The sequence below is a fragment of the Flavobacterium cheniae genome, assembly GCF_004363695.1.
Lineage (GTDB): Bacteria > Bacteroidota > Bacteroidia > Flavobacteriales > Flavobacteriaceae > Flavobacterium > Flavobacterium cheniae.
Genome location: NZ_SNZC01000002.1, coordinates 472,034 through 489,634, shown reverse-complemented (window position 1 = coordinate 489,634; position 17,601 = coordinate 472,034). Strand labels below are relative to the sequence as shown.

General features: G+C 32.8%; 22 protein-coding genes. 16 read left to right on the top strand and 6 right to left on the bottom strand.

What is annotated here, in order from left to right:
• Window position 1: 1 nt before the first annotated feature.
• From C8D80_RS07235 to C8D80_RS07225, 3 genes are read right to left on the bottom strand one after another with little or no spacing between them, the layout of a single operon-like run.
• On the bottom strand, window positions 2-352 hold the full coding sequence (locus C8D80_RS07235) for a hypothetical protein (RefSeq protein WP_133608856.1): 351 nt from the start codon (window positions 350-352) through the stop codon (window positions 2-4).
• Between the two features lie 12 nt (window positions 353-364).
• Window positions 365-832: a hypothetical protein gene (locus C8D80_RS07230; protein WP_133608854.1), complete on the bottom strand. Its 468-nt coding sequence runs from the start codon at window positions 830-832 to the stop codon at window positions 365-367.
• Between the two features lie 2 nt (window positions 833-834).
• The gene (locus tag C8D80_RS07225) at window positions 835-1,332 is read right to left on the bottom strand and encodes a DUF6265 family protein (RefSeq protein WP_242004826.1); all 498 of its coding nucleotides are present in this window, start codon (window positions 1,330-1,332) and stop codon (window positions 835-837) included.
• Window positions 1,333-1,623: 291 nt separating this feature from the next.
• On the opposite strand from C8D80_RS07225, the gene C8D80_RS07220 reads away from it, so the two are divergent.
• The 3 genes from C8D80_RS07220 (at window position 1,624) to C8D80_RS07210 (ending at window position 2,777) form a co-directional block, all read left to right on the top strand.
• Entirely contained in the window at window positions 1,624-1,944 is a 321-nt protein-coding gene (locus tag C8D80_RS07220) for a single-stranded DNA-binding protein (protein ID WP_026725498.1), read from the top strand.
• Window positions 1,945-2,008: 64 nt separating this feature from the next.
• Window positions 2,009-2,332, top strand: a complete 324-nt coding sequence (locus C8D80_RS07215; RefSeq protein WP_133608852.1) for a single-stranded DNA-binding protein — start codon at window positions 2,009-2,011, stop codon at window positions 2,330-2,332.
• Window positions 2,333-2,339: 7 nt separating this feature from the next.
• Entirely contained in the window at window positions 2,340-2,777 is a 438-nt protein-coding gene (locus C8D80_RS07210; RefSeq protein WP_133608850.1) for an HRDC domain-containing protein, read from the top strand.
• Window positions 2,778-2,806: 29 nt separating this feature from the next.
• Here the strand turns inward: C8D80_RS07210 and C8D80_RS07205 are convergent, their stop codons facing one another.
• Genes C8D80_RS07205 through metG form a run of 3 tightly spaced genes read right to left on the bottom strand, consistent with a single transcriptional unit; the run spans window position 2,807 to window position 6,180 of the window.
• Window positions 2,807-3,430: a chloramphenicol acetyltransferase gene (locus C8D80_RS07205; RefSeq protein ID WP_133608848.1), complete on the bottom strand. Its 624-nt coding sequence runs from the start codon at window positions 3,428-3,430 to the stop codon at window positions 2,807-2,809.
• Entirely contained in the window at window positions 3,427-4,113 is a 687-nt protein-coding gene (locus C8D80_RS07200; protein ID WP_133608846.1) for an HAD family hydrolase, read from the bottom strand. The genes C8D80_RS07205 and C8D80_RS07200 overlap by 4 nt, the downstream gene beginning before the upstream one ends.
• Window positions 4,114-4,122: 9 nt before the next feature.
• Window positions 4,123-6,180, bottom strand: coding sequence for a methionine--tRNA ligase (gene metG, locus C8D80_RS07195; protein WP_133608844.1), 2,058 nt, complete (start codon window positions 6,178-6,180; stop codon window positions 4,123-4,125).
• Between the two features lie 155 nt (window positions 6,181-6,335).
• Between metG and C8D80_RS07190 the strand changes: the two genes are divergently transcribed.
• From C8D80_RS07190 to atpG, 13 genes are all read left to right on the top strand, one after another.
• Window positions 6,336-7,232, top strand: a complete 897-nt coding sequence (locus C8D80_RS07190) for a S66 peptidase family protein (RefSeq protein WP_162845058.1) — start codon at window positions 6,336-6,338, stop codon at window positions 7,230-7,232.
• 27 nt (window positions 7,233-7,259) lie between these two features.
• Complete coding sequence (locus C8D80_RS07185) at window positions 7,260-7,619, top strand: YraN family protein (RefSeq protein ID WP_133608840.1); 360 nt, start codon at window positions 7,260-7,262, stop codon at window positions 7,617-7,619.
• 62 nt (window positions 7,620-7,681) lie between these two features.
• Window positions 7,682-8,347, top strand: coding sequence for an aspartate kinase (locus tag C8D80_RS07180; protein WP_133608838.1), 666 nt, complete (start codon window positions 7,682-7,684; stop codon window positions 8,345-8,347).
• A 107-nt stretch (window positions 8,348-8,454) separates the two neighbouring features.
• A complete protein-coding gene (porW, locus tag C8D80_RS07175) occupies window positions 8,455-11,079 on the top strand; it encodes a type IX secretion system periplasmic lipoprotein PorW/SprE (RefSeq protein WP_242004825.1) in 2,625 nt (874 codons plus the stop codon).
• Between the two features lie 17 nt (window positions 11,080-11,096).
• Window positions 11,097-11,456, top strand: a complete 360-nt coding sequence (locus C8D80_RS07170; protein ID WP_133608836.1) for a bactofilin family protein — start codon at window positions 11,097-11,099, stop codon at window positions 11,454-11,456.
• Window positions 11,456-11,683 (top strand): AtpZ/AtpI family protein, encoded by a 228-nt coding sequence (locus C8D80_RS07165; protein WP_133608834.1) that lies wholly within the window; start codon window positions 11,456-11,458, stop codon window positions 11,681-11,683. Before C8D80_RS07170 ends, C8D80_RS07165 begins: the two co-directional genes overlap by 1 nt.
• Before the next feature lie 2 nt (window positions 11,684-11,685).
• The gene (locus C8D80_RS07160) at window positions 11,686-12,063 is read left to right on the top strand and encodes a hypothetical protein (RefSeq protein WP_133608832.1); all 378 of its coding nucleotides are present in this window, start codon (window positions 11,686-11,688) and stop codon (window positions 12,061-12,063) included.
• Window positions 12,064-12,180: 117 nt separating this feature from the next.
• Window positions 12,181-13,323, top strand: a complete 1,143-nt coding sequence (gene atpB, locus C8D80_RS07155) for a F0F1 ATP synthase subunit A (protein ID WP_133608830.1) — start codon at window positions 12,181-12,183, stop codon at window positions 13,321-13,323.
• Between the two features lie 36 nt (window positions 13,324-13,359).
• Window positions 13,360-13,548 (top strand): ATP synthase F0 subunit C, encoded by a 189-nt coding sequence (gene atpE, locus C8D80_RS07150; RefSeq protein WP_111566383.1) that lies wholly within the window; start codon window positions 13,360-13,362, stop codon window positions 13,546-13,548.
• Window positions 13,549-13,637: 89 nt separating this feature from the next.
• Window positions 13,638-14,138 (top strand): F0F1 ATP synthase subunit B, encoded by a 501-nt coding sequence (locus tag C8D80_RS07145; RefSeq protein ID WP_133608828.1) that lies wholly within the window; start codon window positions 13,638-13,640, stop codon window positions 14,136-14,138.
• 4 nt (window positions 14,139-14,142) lie between these two features.
• Window positions 14,143-14,676 carry an ATP synthase F1 subunit delta gene (atpH, locus tag C8D80_RS07140; RefSeq protein WP_133608826.1) on the top strand — a complete coding sequence of 178 codons (534 nt, stop codon included), beginning with the start codon at window positions 14,143-14,145 and terminating at the stop codon, window positions 14,674-14,676.
• 23 nt (window positions 14,677-14,699) lie between these two features.
• Window positions 14,700-16,277, top strand: coding sequence for a F0F1 ATP synthase subunit alpha (gene atpA, locus C8D80_RS07135; protein ID WP_133608824.1), 1,578 nt, complete (start codon window positions 14,700-14,702; stop codon window positions 16,275-16,277).
• Between the two features lie 73 nt (window positions 16,278-16,350).
• Window positions 16,351-17,208, top strand: a complete 858-nt coding sequence (atpG, locus tag C8D80_RS07130) for an ATP synthase F1 subunit gamma (RefSeq protein ID WP_133608822.1) — start codon at window positions 16,351-16,353, stop codon at window positions 17,206-17,208.
• Window positions 17,209-17,601 lie beyond the last annotated feature (393 nt).

Genomic DNA, 17,601 nt, shown 5'->3' with positions numbered 1-17,601 from the left:
CTTAACTATCTTTCTTCACCAACATATAAAAATCATCTTCCAAAGCGCGATAACCTTGGTCGTACAAAAAGAAATACGTGTTACCGGTTTTGGTTTGTAACATGCTTGTGAAAAATTCAAAATCGAAACCTTTACTTAGTAATTTTGTTTTGGTGGTTTTTCCTTTTTCTTCTGGGTTGAGTTCACACAAAATGCGATAATTTTTACGCAATTTGTTATTAATGTTGCGCATCAGATTGTTCTGATCTTTGTTCATTTTGTTGTTGTACGCATTGCGGCAGCCATCCGAACAAAACTTTTTGTCTTCGCGACCAATGATTTTATCGCCACATTCTAAACAGGTTTTACTCATAGCAGTATTTTTTTAAGCGTATCCATTAACCTTTAAGTTTTCTAATTCTTCGGTTTCTAAATTATATTCAATATTCCAATAATAACTTCCGCCATCTGAAATCCAAATTATTTCATTCAACCAATGCCAATGGTGTTCTTTAATAGATTTACTCCAAAGTGAATTTATATATAAAATTTTTTCGCCTTTGTTATTTATATAACCAAAGTACTGTCTTTTATATTTTTTTAAATTCTTGTGAATAATCGGAGAACTGGTTTGATTCATCAGAGGATCGTTCAAGAATTTTAGTTTATATTTTAATGCATTTTCAGCTTTTATTATTTCTTCTTTTGAAGGAGTAAATCTATTTTGCTGCATTATTTCATTACTCGATTCTGGAAAAATTGCAACTTCAAATTGTCTTGTTTTGAAATGTTCCGCCACATTTTGAGCATAAATAAAACAACTAGATAGAAATAATATGATAATGTATTTCATCTTTACTTCTTAAAATTAAACTTCATTTCTTTACCACTATCTTCAAAAACTACGTAAAGATTAATCTCATTATCCGAAATTTTCTCAAACGTAAATTTATCGAAATACACATGCATTGGCGTGACTTTTACCAATCGGAAATTCTCGCTAACTTCCACTTTTTCCCAGCCTTTCAATTCACCATCGAAGTGTTTTAGTTGTAATAAAAGAGTTTTGTCTTTTTCAATAATGTGTCCCAATTCATAAAAAACAACTTTTCCGTCTACGACTAATTTAAAATTAAACATCATCGAATTTCCAATCGGCTCGCTCCAAGTTTCTTGACAAATGCCACCTAAAGCTTCACCTGTCCAATTGCCTACAATCCATTTTACATCTTGTAAAGTTGCTTTTGGAGATCCTTTTTCATCGTTATAATTCAGAGTGTTTTGTCCATATGCGCTAAACGAACAAATAAAAAGTAAAAAATAAATACTTTTTTGGAAGATTGATTTTTTCATCTGTAAAGTCTTATAGTTAAAGCGAATATACAAAAATAATTTCCATTTACAAACGCTTACAAATATTTACAACCGATATTAAATAGCTAATAACCGAATAACGTTTTTTTCTTGCCACATCTTTGCACTGTCGAAATGAACGAAAGCAAAATTCAATAGCAAGTTCAATTTCAAAAATCAATTTTATTAATTATTTAAATTTTATACGCCATGAAATGAGCATTTTCCTTAGGCAAAAACTAAACGAAATGCGAATTACATAAAACCTTAATAAATAAATATATAAGCCTTATGAAAAACAGAGTACAATTAATCGGACATGTAGGTCAAGAACCAGAAATCAAAAACTTAGAATCTGGAAGAGTAGCAAACTTCACTATCGCTACAAATGAAAATTACACCAACGCCAAAGGTGAAAAAGTAGAACAAACCGAATGGCACCGCGTTTCTGCTTGGGGAAAAACCGTTGACATTATCGAAAAATTGTTAACCAAAGGAAGTCATGTTGCCATAGAAGGTAAACTAACCCACAGAAGCTACGACGATAAAGACGGAAACAAACGTTATATAACGGAAGTTGTTGCCAATGAATTGGTTTTATTAAGCAAATAATCAAGTTCAAGAACAAGTTCAATTTCAAAATTCAATTTACACAAACATTAAATATTTATACGCCATGAAAAACTCAGTACAATTAATCGGACACGTTGGTCAAGAACCAGAAATCAAAAACCTAGAAGGAGGAAAAAAATTAGCAAACATCAGCATCGCTACAAACGAAGTGTATTACAAAGACAACGGTGACAAAGTAGAACAAACGCAATGGCACCGTGTAACCGCTTGGGGAAAAACAGCTGACATTATCGAACGATTTGTAACTAAAGGCAAAGAAATCGCCATTGAAGGCAAATTAACACACAGAAGTTACGACGACAAAGACGGAAATAAACGTTTTGTTACCGAAGTTGTTGCAAACGAAATTTTATTAATCGGTAAATAAGTATGTTATGCAAGTTAAAGTATTTTCAATCCGATTGGATAACGCATTTTTGGAGTACGATCAACAACAATTGAATGCTTTTTTAAATTCGGTTACGTTTAAAAAATCTAGTACACAGTTTGTTGAAAGTGAAGAAGCACATTGGTCAGTTATCGTTCATTATGAATCAGAAGAACAAGAAAAACCAGAACGATTAGAACGAAAATCTTACGAAGATTTGAATCCGAAAGACAAACAAGTTTATGGTTATTTGACTCAATGGAGAAACGAAAAATCAGAAGCTTTGAAACTGAAAAAATACATGATTTGTCACAATTCAGAATTAATCGATTTAGCGATGTATAAGCCAAGCAACTTAGATGAATTACAACAAATCAAAGGTTTCGGAAAACAAAAATCGGAACGATTCGGAGAAGATATTTTAGCAATTTTGAATGCTGTTTGATTGATAAACCATCGACTTTTGTCGGTGGTTTATTTATTTAATTCCGCTTGTAAAGCATCTACAAATAATCCCATGTGGTAGCCATCAGCCAAACCATGATGTGCTAAAACCGTCATTGCCATTGTTTTTTTACTGTTTTCAGTCATTAACTTTCCAAAAGAAACTTTTGGACAACTATCTGGTAACGTATAACTTCTAGAATGCGTTAATCCTGTAAAATTAATCCAAGGAACAGCAGAAAAATGAATAATATTTTCAGGAAATTCTCTGGTAAAAAGGCCTGGTGTAATTTGAATTCTTTCGATTTCAGTTTGAACGTTTTTAGTAAATTCGTGAATATCGGGATGAAATTTCATAAACGAAAAACCAAACGTTTTGTCTTCGCGCATGATTGTCGAAGAAGCGTCAATTTCGTCATAAAGCACCACTTCATTTTCTTCAATTCGGTATCTGAAATTTTCTACTTGGTTTACGGCAGCAATGGTTTTGTGTAAATAGTAAACAAAAAACGGAATTTGCATGGCTTTTGCCTTTTCATAAGCAATAGTCATATCTATTGGTGTGGTAATCCCAAAAAACGGCTCTTCGAAAGTGCAGAAAAATTCAAAGTGTTCTTTTCGGTTCCAAGTGGATAGGTCTATTTTTTGCTTCATTTCAATAAGGGTAAAATCTCAGTAATATTGGTAAACGATTTGAAATTTTCGTGCTCAATTTCAAAATCAATTTTTTCGTATTCCCAAGTGGTGTGATACGGAATGTGAATCGCATGTCCGCCAATGTTTAAAACAGGTAAAACGTCTGATTTTAATGAATTTCCAATCATTAGAAAATCTTCAGCTTTACAATCTAAACGACCTAACATTTTTTCATAATCTAATTCTGCTTTGTCGCTCATGACTTCAATATGATGAAAGTAAGCGCCAATTCCAGAATCGTGCAATTTACGGTGTTGGTCTTTTAGATCGCCTTTTGTTGCGACAATTAATTTATGACTTCCTTTTAGTTGTTCTAAAACTTCGGTAACATTGGGTAATAATTCGACTGGTTTTTGCAGTAAATCTTTCCCAATAGCTAAAATTTGCTCAATTCCTTTTCCCGAAATTTTATGATTGGTCAATTGCAAAGCAGTTTCAATCATTGACAATGTAAACGCTTTAATTCCGAAACCATACAAAGGCAAATTTTTCACTTGATGATTCAATATCAATCCCAAAATTTCCTGACTCGAAGCATAATCTTGAAACAAAACACAAAAGCGTTCTTGCGCCTCATCGAAATAAGGTTCGTTGTGCCATAAAGTGTCGTCTGCGTCGAAAGCGATTATTTTTGGGTTCATACTTTTGTATTAAGAAATCATCGCACCATTAATCACACCTTCCGCATCTGGGTTTACGAAAACTAATTTTCCTTCTGCGTTATTTGTTAACAATAACATGCCTTCGCTTTCCACGCCACGTAAAGCTCTTGGTGCTAAGTTTACTAAAACGGTTACGCGTTTTCCAATAACTTCTTCTGGTGTAAAATGCTCTGCAATTCCAGAAACGATGGTTCTAACATCAATTCCAGTATCTACTTTTAAAACTAAAAGTTTATTGGCTTTTGGCATTTTTTCTGCTTCGATGATAGTTCCAATTCGTAAATCTATTTTGGCAAAATCTTCAAACGAAGCCGTTTCTTTTTGCGGTTCAGCTTTTGCGTTTTCCACTTTATTGGCAGTTTTAGTTGCTTCTAATTTGTCTAATTGTTTTTGGATTTCGGTATCTTCAATTTGAGCAAACAAAATTTCTGCTTTACCAATTTGGTGACCTGCTGGTAACAAATCTGTTTTAGTCGTTACATCATTCCAACCTAATGTATCGATTTTTAAGATATTCGATAATTTTTTAGCTGTAAACGGTAAAAATGGTTCCGATAAAACCGCTAAAGCAGAAGCAATTTGCAACGCTACATACATTTGCGTTTGCACTCTTGCCGGATTTTCTTTTACCATTTTCCATGGTTCCTCATCCGCTAAATATTTGTTTCCTAAACGCGCTACGTTCATTAATTCGCCTAACGCTTCTCTAAATCTGTAACGCTCAATTGAACTTGAAATTACAGCTGGATATGCTTTTAATTCGGCTAATGTTTGTTCGTCAACTTCAGAAAATTCGTTTGGAGCTGGAACAATTCCGTCGTAATATTTATTGGTTAAAACTACCACACGATTGATGAAATTTCCAAAAATCGCCGCTAATTCATTATTATTTCTTGCTTGAAAATCTTTCCAAGTGAAGTCGTTATCTTTGGTTTCTGGAGCATTTGCCGTTAATGCATAACGCAACGAATCTTGTTTTTCTGGAAAATCTTGTAAATATTCGTGTAACCAAACCGCCCAGTTTTTAGAAGTCGATAATTTATTTCCTTCTAAATTTAAAAATTCATTTGCCGGAACATTATCTGGTAAAATATAACTTCCTTCCGCTTTTAACATCGCTGGGAAAATAATACAATGGAAAACGATATTATCTTTTCCAATGAAGTGAACCAATTTTGTATCGGCATCTTTCCAATACGGTTCCCAATCTTTTCCTTCGCGAGCTGCCCATTCTTTGGTAGATGAAATATAGCCAATTGGCGCATCAAACCAAACGTATAATTTTTTTCCTTCCGCACCTTCTACTGGAACATCAATTCCCCAATCCAAATCACGCGTTACGGCTCTTGGTTCTAAACCGCCATCAACCCACGATTTTACTTGTCCGTACACATTTGGTTTCCAGTCGTTTTTGTGACCTTCCAAAATCCATTCTCTTAAGAACGATTCGTAACGATTTAAAGGTAAAAACCAGTGTTTGGTAGCTTTTAAAATTGGAGTTTCACCTGTAATAGTTGATTTGGGATTAATTAAATCGGTTGCGTTTAAAGTCGAACCACATTTTTCACATTGATCGCCATAAGCTTCCGGATTGTCGCACTTTGGACAAGTTCCGGTTACGAAACGGTCTGCTAAAAATTGGTCCGCTTTAGCATCGTATAATTGTTCGGTAGTTTCTTCGATGAAATCTCCGTTATCGTATAATTTTTTAAAAAATTCGGAAGCTGTTTTATGATGAATCTCCGAAGAAGTTCTTGAATAATTATCAAAAGAAATTCCGAAATCTAAAAACGATTGACGAATAATTCCGTCATATTTATCAATTACTTGTTGAGGCGTAATGCCTTCTTTTTTAGCTTTCATTGAAATCGCCACACCGTGCTCATCACTTCCGCAAATGAAAGCCACATCTTTTCCTTGCAAACGCAAATATCTTGCATAAATATCAGAAGGAACATAAACACCTGCTAAATGTCCAATGTGAATAGGTCCATTGGTATAAGGTAAAGCCGCTGTAATCGTATATCTTTTTGGATTTTCTAACATATCATCATAAAATTTGATGCAAAAATAATCGATTAGTGATGAAATCCCGAATTTTAATTGGATTTTGTTTACTTTTGAGTTAATAAAATCTGACTATGTATAGATTTATTTTAGTACTTATTTTAATTTCAAACTTTTCTCATTCGCAAAAGAAAATGAAAATTCCACCTTATCTTAAAAAAGGCGACACAGTTGCTGTTGTTTGTACCGCTCGTAAATTTTTTCCAGAAGATGCAAAACCCGCTATTGAATTATTAGAATCTTGGGGATTGAAAGCCAAATTAGGCCGAACCATAGGTTTAGATAGTTGTCAACTTGGCGGAACTGATGCTGAAAGAATTGCCGATTTTCAAGAAATGATGGATGACGACAATGTCAAAGCCATTTGGTGCGCACGTGGTGGTTATGGAACAGTTCGAATAATAGATTCATTAGATTTTACAAAATTCAAAAAGCATCCAAAATGGATTATGGGATTTTCTGATGTAACGGTTTTGCACAGTCAATTGAACGTGGAACGCGTGGCGACTTTGCATTCGATTATGCCATTTACAGTTCCAAAAGCGCCAGAAGAAGTAAAAGAAACGCTGCGAAAAGCACTTTTTGGAGAGGCGATTTCGTATACAATTCCATCAAAACCATATGATGTAAAAGGGAAAGCTTCAGGCGAATTAGTAGGAGGAAATATTTCGATTTTATATAGTTTATTAGGGTCAAAATCATCGATTGATACAAAAGGAAAAATTCTCTTTATTGAAGATTTGGACGAATATTTGTATCACATCGACAGAATGATGTATAATTTAAAACGCAATGGTTATTTCGAAAATGTAAAAGGAATTATTGTGGGAAGTATGGCCGATATGCACGATAACGAAATTCCGTTTGGGCAAAATGAAGTACAAATTATTACTGCAATTGCTAAAGAATACAATATTCCAATTGTGTTTGAATTTCCAGCCGGACATCAAAAAGACAATCGAACTTTAATTTTAGGAAAACAAGTAGATTTTGAAGTGAACGAAAAAGAAGTGATTTTATCTTTCAAATAAATGATTGCTTTATAAACTCGCAATGACATGGCGGAACACAATGATTTAGGAAAATTTGGAGAAGAATTAGCAGTTGATTTCTTAGAAAAAAACGGCTATGAAATCTTGGAAACGAATTGGGTTTTTGATAAAGCCGAAATCGATATTATTGCTCAAAAAGAAAATATTTTGGCAGTTGTTGAAGTGAAAACGCGTTCGAGTTTAGATTTTGGTTTGCCACAAGAATTTGTAAAGCCTAAGAAAATCCAATTATTGGTAAAAGCTATAAATGAATACGTTAGCCAAAATGACCTAGATATTGAAGTGCGATTTGACATTGTTGCTATTCATAAAGAAAATGCAGAATTTGTTATAGAACACATCGAAGAAGCATTTTATTATTTTTAATGTTAAATTTGTAACAAATTGTTTTTTGTTTTTATCTTTGCGCCCAACAAACAACTAAAAACATGAAAACTATATCCTCAGTAGTAGAACAATACATTAAATCTAAGCCTTTTTTATTGAGTTCGCTTTCGCAAGGAATTATTAATTTGACTTCTTTGGCAAGAATAATGATGCCAGAATTGGAAGCACATTTAGGAAAAGATGTAAAACAAGGTGCTGTGGTAATGTCTTTAAAAAGACTTTCGGAAGAATTAGATTTTAAAATCAATTATAAAATTTCTAAAGTCTTAAAAAATATTGGCGAAATCACGGTTCGTTCTTCGTTAACAGATTTCACTTACGTAATTTCGGACACCCTTTTAGACAATCAGGCTAAACTAATTTCTGAAATTAATAAGCAACAAGACATTTTTTACACTTCATCTCGTGGAGTAAATGAAACCAATATTGTAACCAGTACTTCGGTTGAGCCAATGGTTGAAGCTATTTTTAAGAATGAAAAACTAACACACAAGATTGAAAATCTTTCTTCTATCACGGTAAAATTACCACAAGAAAACATTTCAACACCTGGAGTTTACTACTATATTTTTCAAAGATTAGCTTGGGAAGGAATTATCATTCACGAAGTAATTTCAACAACAAACGAGTTTACAATTATTGTTAGCGATGATCAAATTGATGTAGCATTTAAGGTGATAAAAGACCTTAAAAACGTGTTTGATTAACAAAAAGTCTACTATTTTTTTTCACATCAAAAAAAGAAACGTATTTTTACCATTCTATACATACTAAAAAGTGATTTTAGTAGTTTAAGTACAAAAACGTTTTTACATTGAAAAGCACTATAATTAAATACTCTCTTGTCGTAGGTTTTTTGTTTTTTTTGATAGCATGTTCTGTCAAGAAAGATAAATTTATTAATCGCAATTTTCACGCCGTTACTACCGAATATAACGTTTTATATAACGGAAATTTGGCTTTAACCAAAGGTTTAGAAGAATTAAAAACAACCTATAAAGACAATTTTTGGGAAGTCCTTCCGGTGGAGCGAACATCGGATGCGGAAGAGGCTATTTTACCAGGTCAAACAAAGAACCAAAATTTTGAACGTGCCGAAGAAAAAGCAGTAAAAGCAATTCAAACGCATTCCATGAATATTGCTGGGACTGAAAAAAATCCGCAAATGGATGAAGCGTATTTGTTGTTAGCAAAGGCTCGTTATTACGAAAATCGATTTATCCCATCTTTAGAAGCATTAAATTACATTCTATACAAATACCCTTTGAGTGACCGAATTTATCACGCAAAAGTATGGCGTGAGAAAGTTAATATTCGATTAGATAACGAAGATGTTGCTATCAAAAATCTGAAAAGACTTTTAAAAGACGATAAAATTCAAGGTCAAGATTTAGCAGATGCTAATGCAATGTTGGCACAAGCTTACATGAATATTCAAGTTAAAGATACTGCTATTGCTGCTTTAAAAGTTGCAAAAGAAGCCACTAACGACAATGAAGAAAAAGCACGTTATACTTTTATTTTAGGACAGTTATACGAGAATCTTCAGTATAATGACAGTGCTTATGCGACTTTTCAGGAAGTAATTGATATGAATAGAAAATCGCCACGCAGATATGTTGTTCAATCGCATGCTAAACAGGCACTGCAATTTGATTATAAAAAAGGCGATACATTAGCGTTTGTCGAAAAATTCAATAAACTTTTAGAGGATAGAGAAAACCGACCTTATTTGGATGTCTTGAATCATCAAATGGGAATTTTTTATGACAAGCAAGGCTTAAATCAAAAGGCAAAGTTGTACTATAATAAATCGATAAAATCGGTTTCACAAGACAGCTATTTAGTTTCTTCAAATTATAGAAATATTGGAGAAATTTATTTTAAAGAAGCCCAATACAAAACAGCAGGTAAATATTACGATAGTACTTTATTGCGATTAAACGATAGAACACGTGAATATCGAAAAATAAAGAAAAAAAGAGATAATTTAGAAGATGTTATCAAATATGAGACTATTGCACAAGAGAATGATAGTATTCTGAGCGTGGTAGCAATGAATGATTTGGATAGAAAAAGCTACTACGATAATTATATTTCTAAATTAAAAATTGAAGACGAGAAAAAAGCTAAAATTGCTGCCGAAAAAGCAGAGAAAGAAGCAAATCTACAAGCAAGTCTTAATAATACCTCTCCTGGAAATATAAATACTCCTGGCAAAAAGGACACACAAGTTATTGACATGGGTGTTCCTTCAATGTTACCTCCAGGAATGAATACCGATAGTAACGGAAACAGTTTTTATTTTTATAATCCGGTAGCGGTAGAACTTGGTAAGAAAGAATTTCAGGCGAGATGGGGAAAACGACCACTTGCCGATGATTGGAGATTAGGTTCAAAAAACGCAAACGATTCTAATAATGCTGACGATGAAAATATTGATGTTGATCAAAAAGATTCAGTTGCAGAAAAGGAAATCAATCCAAAGTACGATGCACAATTTTATTTAGCTCAAATTCCAACAGACTCAAAACTTTTAGATAGTTTAGCCAAAGACCGAAACTTTGCTTATTATCAACTTGGACTTATCTACAAAGAAAAATTTAAAGAATACGAATTGGCTGCTTCTCGTTTAGAGCAATTGTTAAAAAACAAACCAGAAGAGCGTTTGGTGCTTCCAGCAATGTATAATCTGTATAAAATCTATCAGCAAATTTCGCCTTCAAAAGCGGCAGATATGAAACAACAAATCTTGTCGCAATATCCTGAAAGTCGTTATGCTCAAATTTTGAATAATCCAGAAGTTGAAATCACAGATAACGATAATCCAGAATTGGTATTTAATGCTTTGTATAAGAAGTTTGAAAACAATCAATTAAGAGAAGTTTTTGTAGAAGTTGACGAAGCCATTTTTAGATTTGCAGGTGAAGAATCTTTGCCGAAATTTGAAATGCTTAAAGCAAAAATAGTAGGAAGATTAAAAGGGGTTGAAGAATATAAAAAAGCATTAAATTTTGTCGCACTAACGTATCCTAATGTTGATGAAGGAAAACAAGCCGAAAAAATGGTGCAAATGGAAGTGCCGTTAATTGAAGCACTTGATTTCGGTTTAGCTCAACCAACGAGTTATAAAATCATCTTCCCTAAAACGTATCCTTACGGCAAAGAAGTCAAAAATCTAACAGATAAAGTAGCAAAATACATTAAAGACACCAATGCAGTGGCATTAAAATCATCTGAGGATATTTATACTTTAACTGATAACTTTATTGTAATTCATGGATTTGACAATAAAGATGCTGCGATATCAGTGTTATCGGTATTACAATTGCATAAAAACTACAAACTAACCGACAAAGTTTATATCATTTCAACAGAGGATTACAAGATTGTACAGATGAAGAAGAAGTTGCAAGAATGGATTTTGTTAAATAAATAACCCCAATACCTATTAATATGTTTGAAAAAGTGAAAAACCAAGATCATTTATTAGGCAAAACCAATAGAATTGTAGATGGAACTACCATTACAGGAGACATCACTACTTTGGCAGATTTTCGTTTAGATGGAAAACTAAAAGGTAATTTTACTTCCGAAGGAAAAATTGTAATTGGCCCTACAGGAGAAGTTATTGGCGATATCATTTGCAAAAGTATTGATATCGAAGGTGTTTTTTCAGGAAAACTTCAGGCCGAAGGCATGTTAAATGTAAAATCAAAAGCACATATAACCGGAGAAGTAATCGTTGGAAAACTTGCCGTAGAGCCAGGAGCTCGATTTGAAGCTAGTTGCGAAATGCGAACTCAAAACAAGTAATGGATTCTAAAGACAATAAAAAACAATCTAATAAGTGGTTGGCACTAATTAATATCCCATTTCAAATGGGATTGATTATTTTTGGCTTTTCGTATCTTGGTGGTTGGCTCGATGAAAAATATCCAAATCCTGAAGGTTATTTTCTAAAAGGAATTACGCTTCTTGGAGTTTTTGTTGCCCTCTATAATGTAATCAAACAAGTAAATCAATTAAATAATAATAAGTAAAGATGTTAAAAAAATTACCCGTAACTGTTCAAGCTTTATTAATTTCAATCGTTTTTTTTCTAATTCATTTTGGAACAGTTACTTTTTTAAATAAGATTGACACAACGCCTTTTTTAATGTCGTATGCTTTACAATTTATAATGACATTGGCTATTTTGTTGGCAATGATTAAGATTTATGAAACAGCAAAAGAACAGTTGGGTTTTGCTTTTTTAGGATTGTCAACATTAAAAGTAGGAATTAGTTATTTTTTTGCTACCGAATTTTTATTTCAAAATAAGGTAATGCTTGAAACAAACAAAATTAATTTTTTCATCACTTTTCTGTTTTTTTTAAGTCTAGATGTCTATTTTACAATAAGATTGCTAAACAAAAAGTAATTTGAGGCAAAAAAATCATTAAATATTCAAAAAAAAATATTTTTGAAACTTGGAATATTAATTAAAGTTGTACTTTTGCAAAAATTTTTAAGACCAAAATTTTAGAATATAATCAATATGGTGATTTCAAGAAAACCACTTCATGTAATAGCAGCAATCGCAATCGCGATATTGCCTTTATTTAGTTTTGCTAATGTTTCTAATGATTCAGTTAAAAAAGAAGCTCATGAAGTTCATGCTGCTGCTGATGCTAATCACGGAGAAACTGCTGAACCTCAGGACAAGAAAGCTAAAGTAGATGCGTACATTCAACATCACTTACAAGATTCTCACGATTTTACTTTTTTCTCAGATGAAAAAGAAGGTAAACATTATGGGTTTTCATTGCCAGTTATTTTAATTGATAATGGTTTAAAAGTGTTTTCATCTTCTAAATTTCACCACGGAGAAACTGTGGCTGAAGTTGATGGAAATTTCTATAAATTATACCACGGAAAAATTTACAAAACAGATGCTGCTGGAACTATTAATTATGACGAGCACCATCATCCAAAAAACGCAAAACCATTAGATTTTTCAATTACGAAAAACGTGTTTTCAATGTTGTTTACTTCTGCATTGTTATTATTCATGTTTATTGGTTTAGCTAAATCATATAAAAAAGGACCAATTCCAACTGGATTCGGTAGAGTGTTAGAGCCGCTTATCTTATTCATCAGAGACGAAATTGCTATTCCAAATATTGGAGAGAAAAAATATAGAAAATTCATGGGTTATTTATTAACTGTGTTTTTCTTAATTTGGTTATTAAACTTACTTGGAATGACTCCACTAGGAATCAACGTTACAGGTAATATTGCAGTAACTATTTGTTTGGCGTTATTCACTTACTTTATTACACAATTTAGTGCTAATAAAGATTATTGGATGCATATTTTTTGGATGCCAGGTGTTCCGGTTCCAATGAAGATTATCTTAATGCCAATTGAAATTTTAGGAACATTAACAAAACCATTCGCATTATTAATTCGTTTGTTCGCAAACATTACAGCGGGTCACGTTGTAATCATGAGTTTAATTGCAATGATTTTCGTTGGAAAAAATTTAGCAGCTGACTTACCTATATCATTAGGATTAACATTGTTCATTTCAATTATCGAAGTTTTAGTAGCATTCCTACAAGCTTTTATCTTTACAATGTTGTCTTCATTATTTATTGGTATGGCAGTTCAAGATCATCATCACGATGATCATCATTAAAATTTGAGTATTGTTTAATTTTATAAATCAATTATTATGTACAATTTAATTGGAGCTGGTTTAGTAGTAATCGGTGCAGGTTTAGGTTTAGGAAAAATTGGTGGTTCTGCAATGGACGCTATCGCACGTCAGCCAGAAGCTGCTGGTAAAATTCAAACAGCGATGATTATTATCGCTGCTTTATTAGAAGGTTTAGCATTCGCTGCTTTAATCTTAGGAAAATAATAAAGAAACAAAAAACAGTATCTGTAACGGTTGGTTACAGGTACTGCTTTTAAAAAGAAAGTACTATTTAAACATATATTTTTCAAAACATGGAGAAATTAATTAACGATTTTTCATTCGGACTATTTTTCTGGCAAGCTATTATCTTATTAATATTAATCGTATTAATGGTTAAATTTGCATGGAAACCTATCATGAATTCAATTGTAGCTCGTGAGGAAGGAATTTCTAACGCTTTATTAGCAGCTGAAAACGCTAAAAAAGACATGCAGAACTTGAAGTCTGATAATGAAAAATTATTAGCTGAAGCAAGAGCTGAAAGAGACTTGATGATTAAAGAAGCAAGAGAAATCAAAGAAAAAATGATTGCTGATGCTAAATCTGAAGCACAAGTTCAAGGAGCAGCAATGATTGAATCTGCGAAAGCAACAATCGAAAGTGAGAAAAATGCAGCTATGGCAGAATTGAAAAATCAAGTTTCTTCTTTGTCATTAGAAATTGCTGAGACATTATTAAAAGGAGAATTATCTAACAAAGAAGCTCAAACTAAATTGGTTGAGAAAATGTTAGGTGACGCTAAATTAAACTAATATCATGGCAGGAACTAGAGCAGCAATTCGATACGCTAAAGCCATTTTGGACATTGCCCAAGTGAACAACAGCACACAAGCTGTAAATTCAGATATGACTTCAATTGTTAACGCAATTAAAGACAGCGCTGAGTTAAAAGATTTCTTGCAAAGTCCAGTTGTTAAAGGTGAAATTAAATTTTCGTCTTTAAACGAAATTTTTGCTTCTGCTCAAAAAGAGACAAAAGGATTATTTCAATTGCTTTTAGTAAACAAAAGATTTGAATTATTAAATGATGTTGCTTTACAGTTCAATGCTTTATACGACGAACTTAACGGAATTGAGATTGCAAAGGTAACTACCGCTTTCCCAATTACGCCTGAGTTAGAAGCTAAAGTATTGGCAAAAATTGCATCGTTTTCAAATAAAAATATTACCATTCAAAATATTGTAGATCCTGCTATCATTGGAGGATTTATTTTAAGAATGGGCGACAAACAATACAATGCATCTGTGTCAAGCAGACTGCAAAATTTAAAAAGAGAGTTTAGTAATTAATATACCATTAAAGATATATCAAAATGGCGGAAATTAAACCTGCTGAAATTTCAGCAATATTAAAACAACAATTATCAGGTTTTGAATCTGGTGCATCGTTAGAAGAAGTTGGAACAGTACTTCAAGTTGGAGACGGTATCGCTCGTGTTTACGGATTATCAAACGCTCAATACGGAGAGTTAGTACAATTCGAAAACGGATTAGAAGCTATCGTATTGAACTTAGAAGAAGACAATGTTGGGGTGGTACTTTTAGGACCATCTACAGGAATCAAAGAAGGTTCTACAGTAAAAAGAACACAACGTATTGCTTCTCTTAAAGTAGGAGAACAGATGGTAGGTCGTGTTGTAGATACTTTAGGTAACCCAATTGATGGTAAAGGTCCAATCGGTGGTGAGTTATTCGAGATGCCATTAGAAAGAAAAGCTCCTGGAGTTATCTTCCGTCAGCCAGTAACTGAACCATTACAAACAGGTGTAAAAGCAGTTGATGCTATGATTCCAGTTGGTAGAGGACAACGTGAGTTGGTTATTGGTGACCGTCAAACTGGTAAATCAACAGTTTGTATTGATACCATCTTAAATCAAAAAGAATTTTACGATGCAGGAAAACCTGTATTCTGTATATATGTTGCAATTGGGCAAAAAGCTTCAACTGTAGCAGGAATCGCAAAAATGTTAGAAGAAAAAGGTGCAATGGCTTATACAGTTATTGTTGCTGCAAACGCTTCTGATCCAGCTCCAATGCAAGTATATGCTCCTATGGCAGGTGCTGCAATTGGTGAGTATTTTAGAGATTCTGGTCGTCCAGCTTTAATTGTTTATGATGATTTATCTAAACAAGCTGTAGCTTACCGTGAGGTATCTTTATTATTAAGAAGACCACCAGGACGTGAGGCTTATCCTGGAGACGTTTTCTACTTACACTCTCGTTTATTAGAAAGAGCTTGTAAAGTAATTAACAACGACGAAATCGCTAGAAACATGAATGACTTACCAGATTCTATCAAAGGAATCGTTAAAGGTGGTGGTTCGTTAACAGCGTTACCAATTATCGAAACACAAGCGGGTGACGTTTCTGCTTATATCCCAACAAACGTAATTTCGATTACTGACGGACAGATTTTCTTAGATGGTGATTTATTCAACTCTGGAGTTCGTCCTGCAATTAACGTAGGTATTTCTGTATCTCGTGTTGGAGGTAATGCACAGATTAAATCAATGAAAAAAGTATCAGGTACTTTAAAATTAGACCAAGCACAATTCCGTGAATTAGAAGCTTTCGCTAAATTTGGTTCTGACTTAGATGCTGTAACTTTAAACGTTATTGAAAAAGGAAAAAGAAACGTTGAAATCTTAAAACAAGGTTTAAACTCTCCTTTTACAGTAGAAGATCAGGTGGCTATCATTTATGCAGGTTCTAAAAACTTGTTAAGAAATGTACCAGTTGTAAAAGTAAAAGAATTTGAAAAAGATTTCTTAGAATACTTAAACGCGAAACACAGAGATACATTAGACGCACTTAAAGCAGGTAAGTTTGATGACGCTATCACTGACGTTTTAGAAAAAGTAGCGAAAGAAATTTCAGCAAAATATAATTAATTTTCAGTGAAAAGTGAATAGTGATTAGTAAAAAGCTAATTACTATTCACTAATTACTAATTACTATAAAAACATGGCAAACTTAAAGGAAATACGTAATAGGATTACTTCTGTTTCATCTACGATGCAAATTACATCGGCGATGAAAATGGTTTCTGCTGCAAAATTAAAAAAAGCGCAAGATGCTATTACAGCTATGCGTCCGTATGCAGAAAAACTTACTGAGCTATTACAAAACTTAAGTGCAACTCTTGAAGGAGAAGTTGGTGGTGCTTTTACAGCTCAAAGAGAAGTAAATAAAGTACTTATCGTTGCAATTACTTCAAACAGAGGTTTGTGTGGTGCGTTTAATACGAATGTAATTAAACAAGCAAAAGCAGTTGCTGATACATATGCAGGAAAACAAGTAGATATTTTTGCTATTGGTAAAAAAGGAAACGACGTTTTGCGTAAAACAAACAACGTAATCGAGGTTAACAATGTTATTTTTGACAAATTAACTTTCGAAAATGCTTCTGATATTGCACAACAATTAATGGATAAATTCGTGGCAGGTGATTACGATAAAATCGAAATCGTTTATAACGAATTTAAAAATGCTGCAACTCAAATTGTAAGAACACAACAGTTTTTACCATTGGCTCCAATTGTTGGTGGCGAAGTAGTAGCTTCTGATTATATCTTTGAACCATCTAAAGAAGAAATTGTGTTGACATTGATTCCAAAATCATTAAAAACACAATTATACAAATCAATTAGAGATTCATTTGCAGCAGAACACGGAGCACGTATGACAGCAATGCATAAAGCAACCGATAACGCTACAGAATTAAGAGACCAATTAAAATTAACTTACAACAAAGCGCGTCAAGCAGCTATTACAAACGAAATCTTAGAAATCGTTGGTGGAGCAGAAGCTTTGAAAAGCTAGTTTTAATTTATATATTATAAAAAGTCCCGATTTATTCGGGACTTTTTTGTTTTATATTTGTGAGGGTCGTAAAATTTACATTAATATATTGAATTAATTAATTTCATTCTATGAAAATAATAAGATATTTCTATAAAAGTATATACGCTTTTTTTTATGTTAGACTCGGCTCGGATAAATATACCTCTGAAGCCGCTTCAATTAGTATCTTGGCGATTTTATTATTGCTTTTTATATTAATTTTAATTAACGTAGTTTTTATTACTTCTTTTAGTTTTAATTTTTTAAAGGAAGCAAATCAGTGGGTTATATTCATTTCTATTTTTATATTGTATTTGGTAATTAGATTTTTTTTGATAAAAGTTATTAAAAATTAAACGCAATAAACTCCTT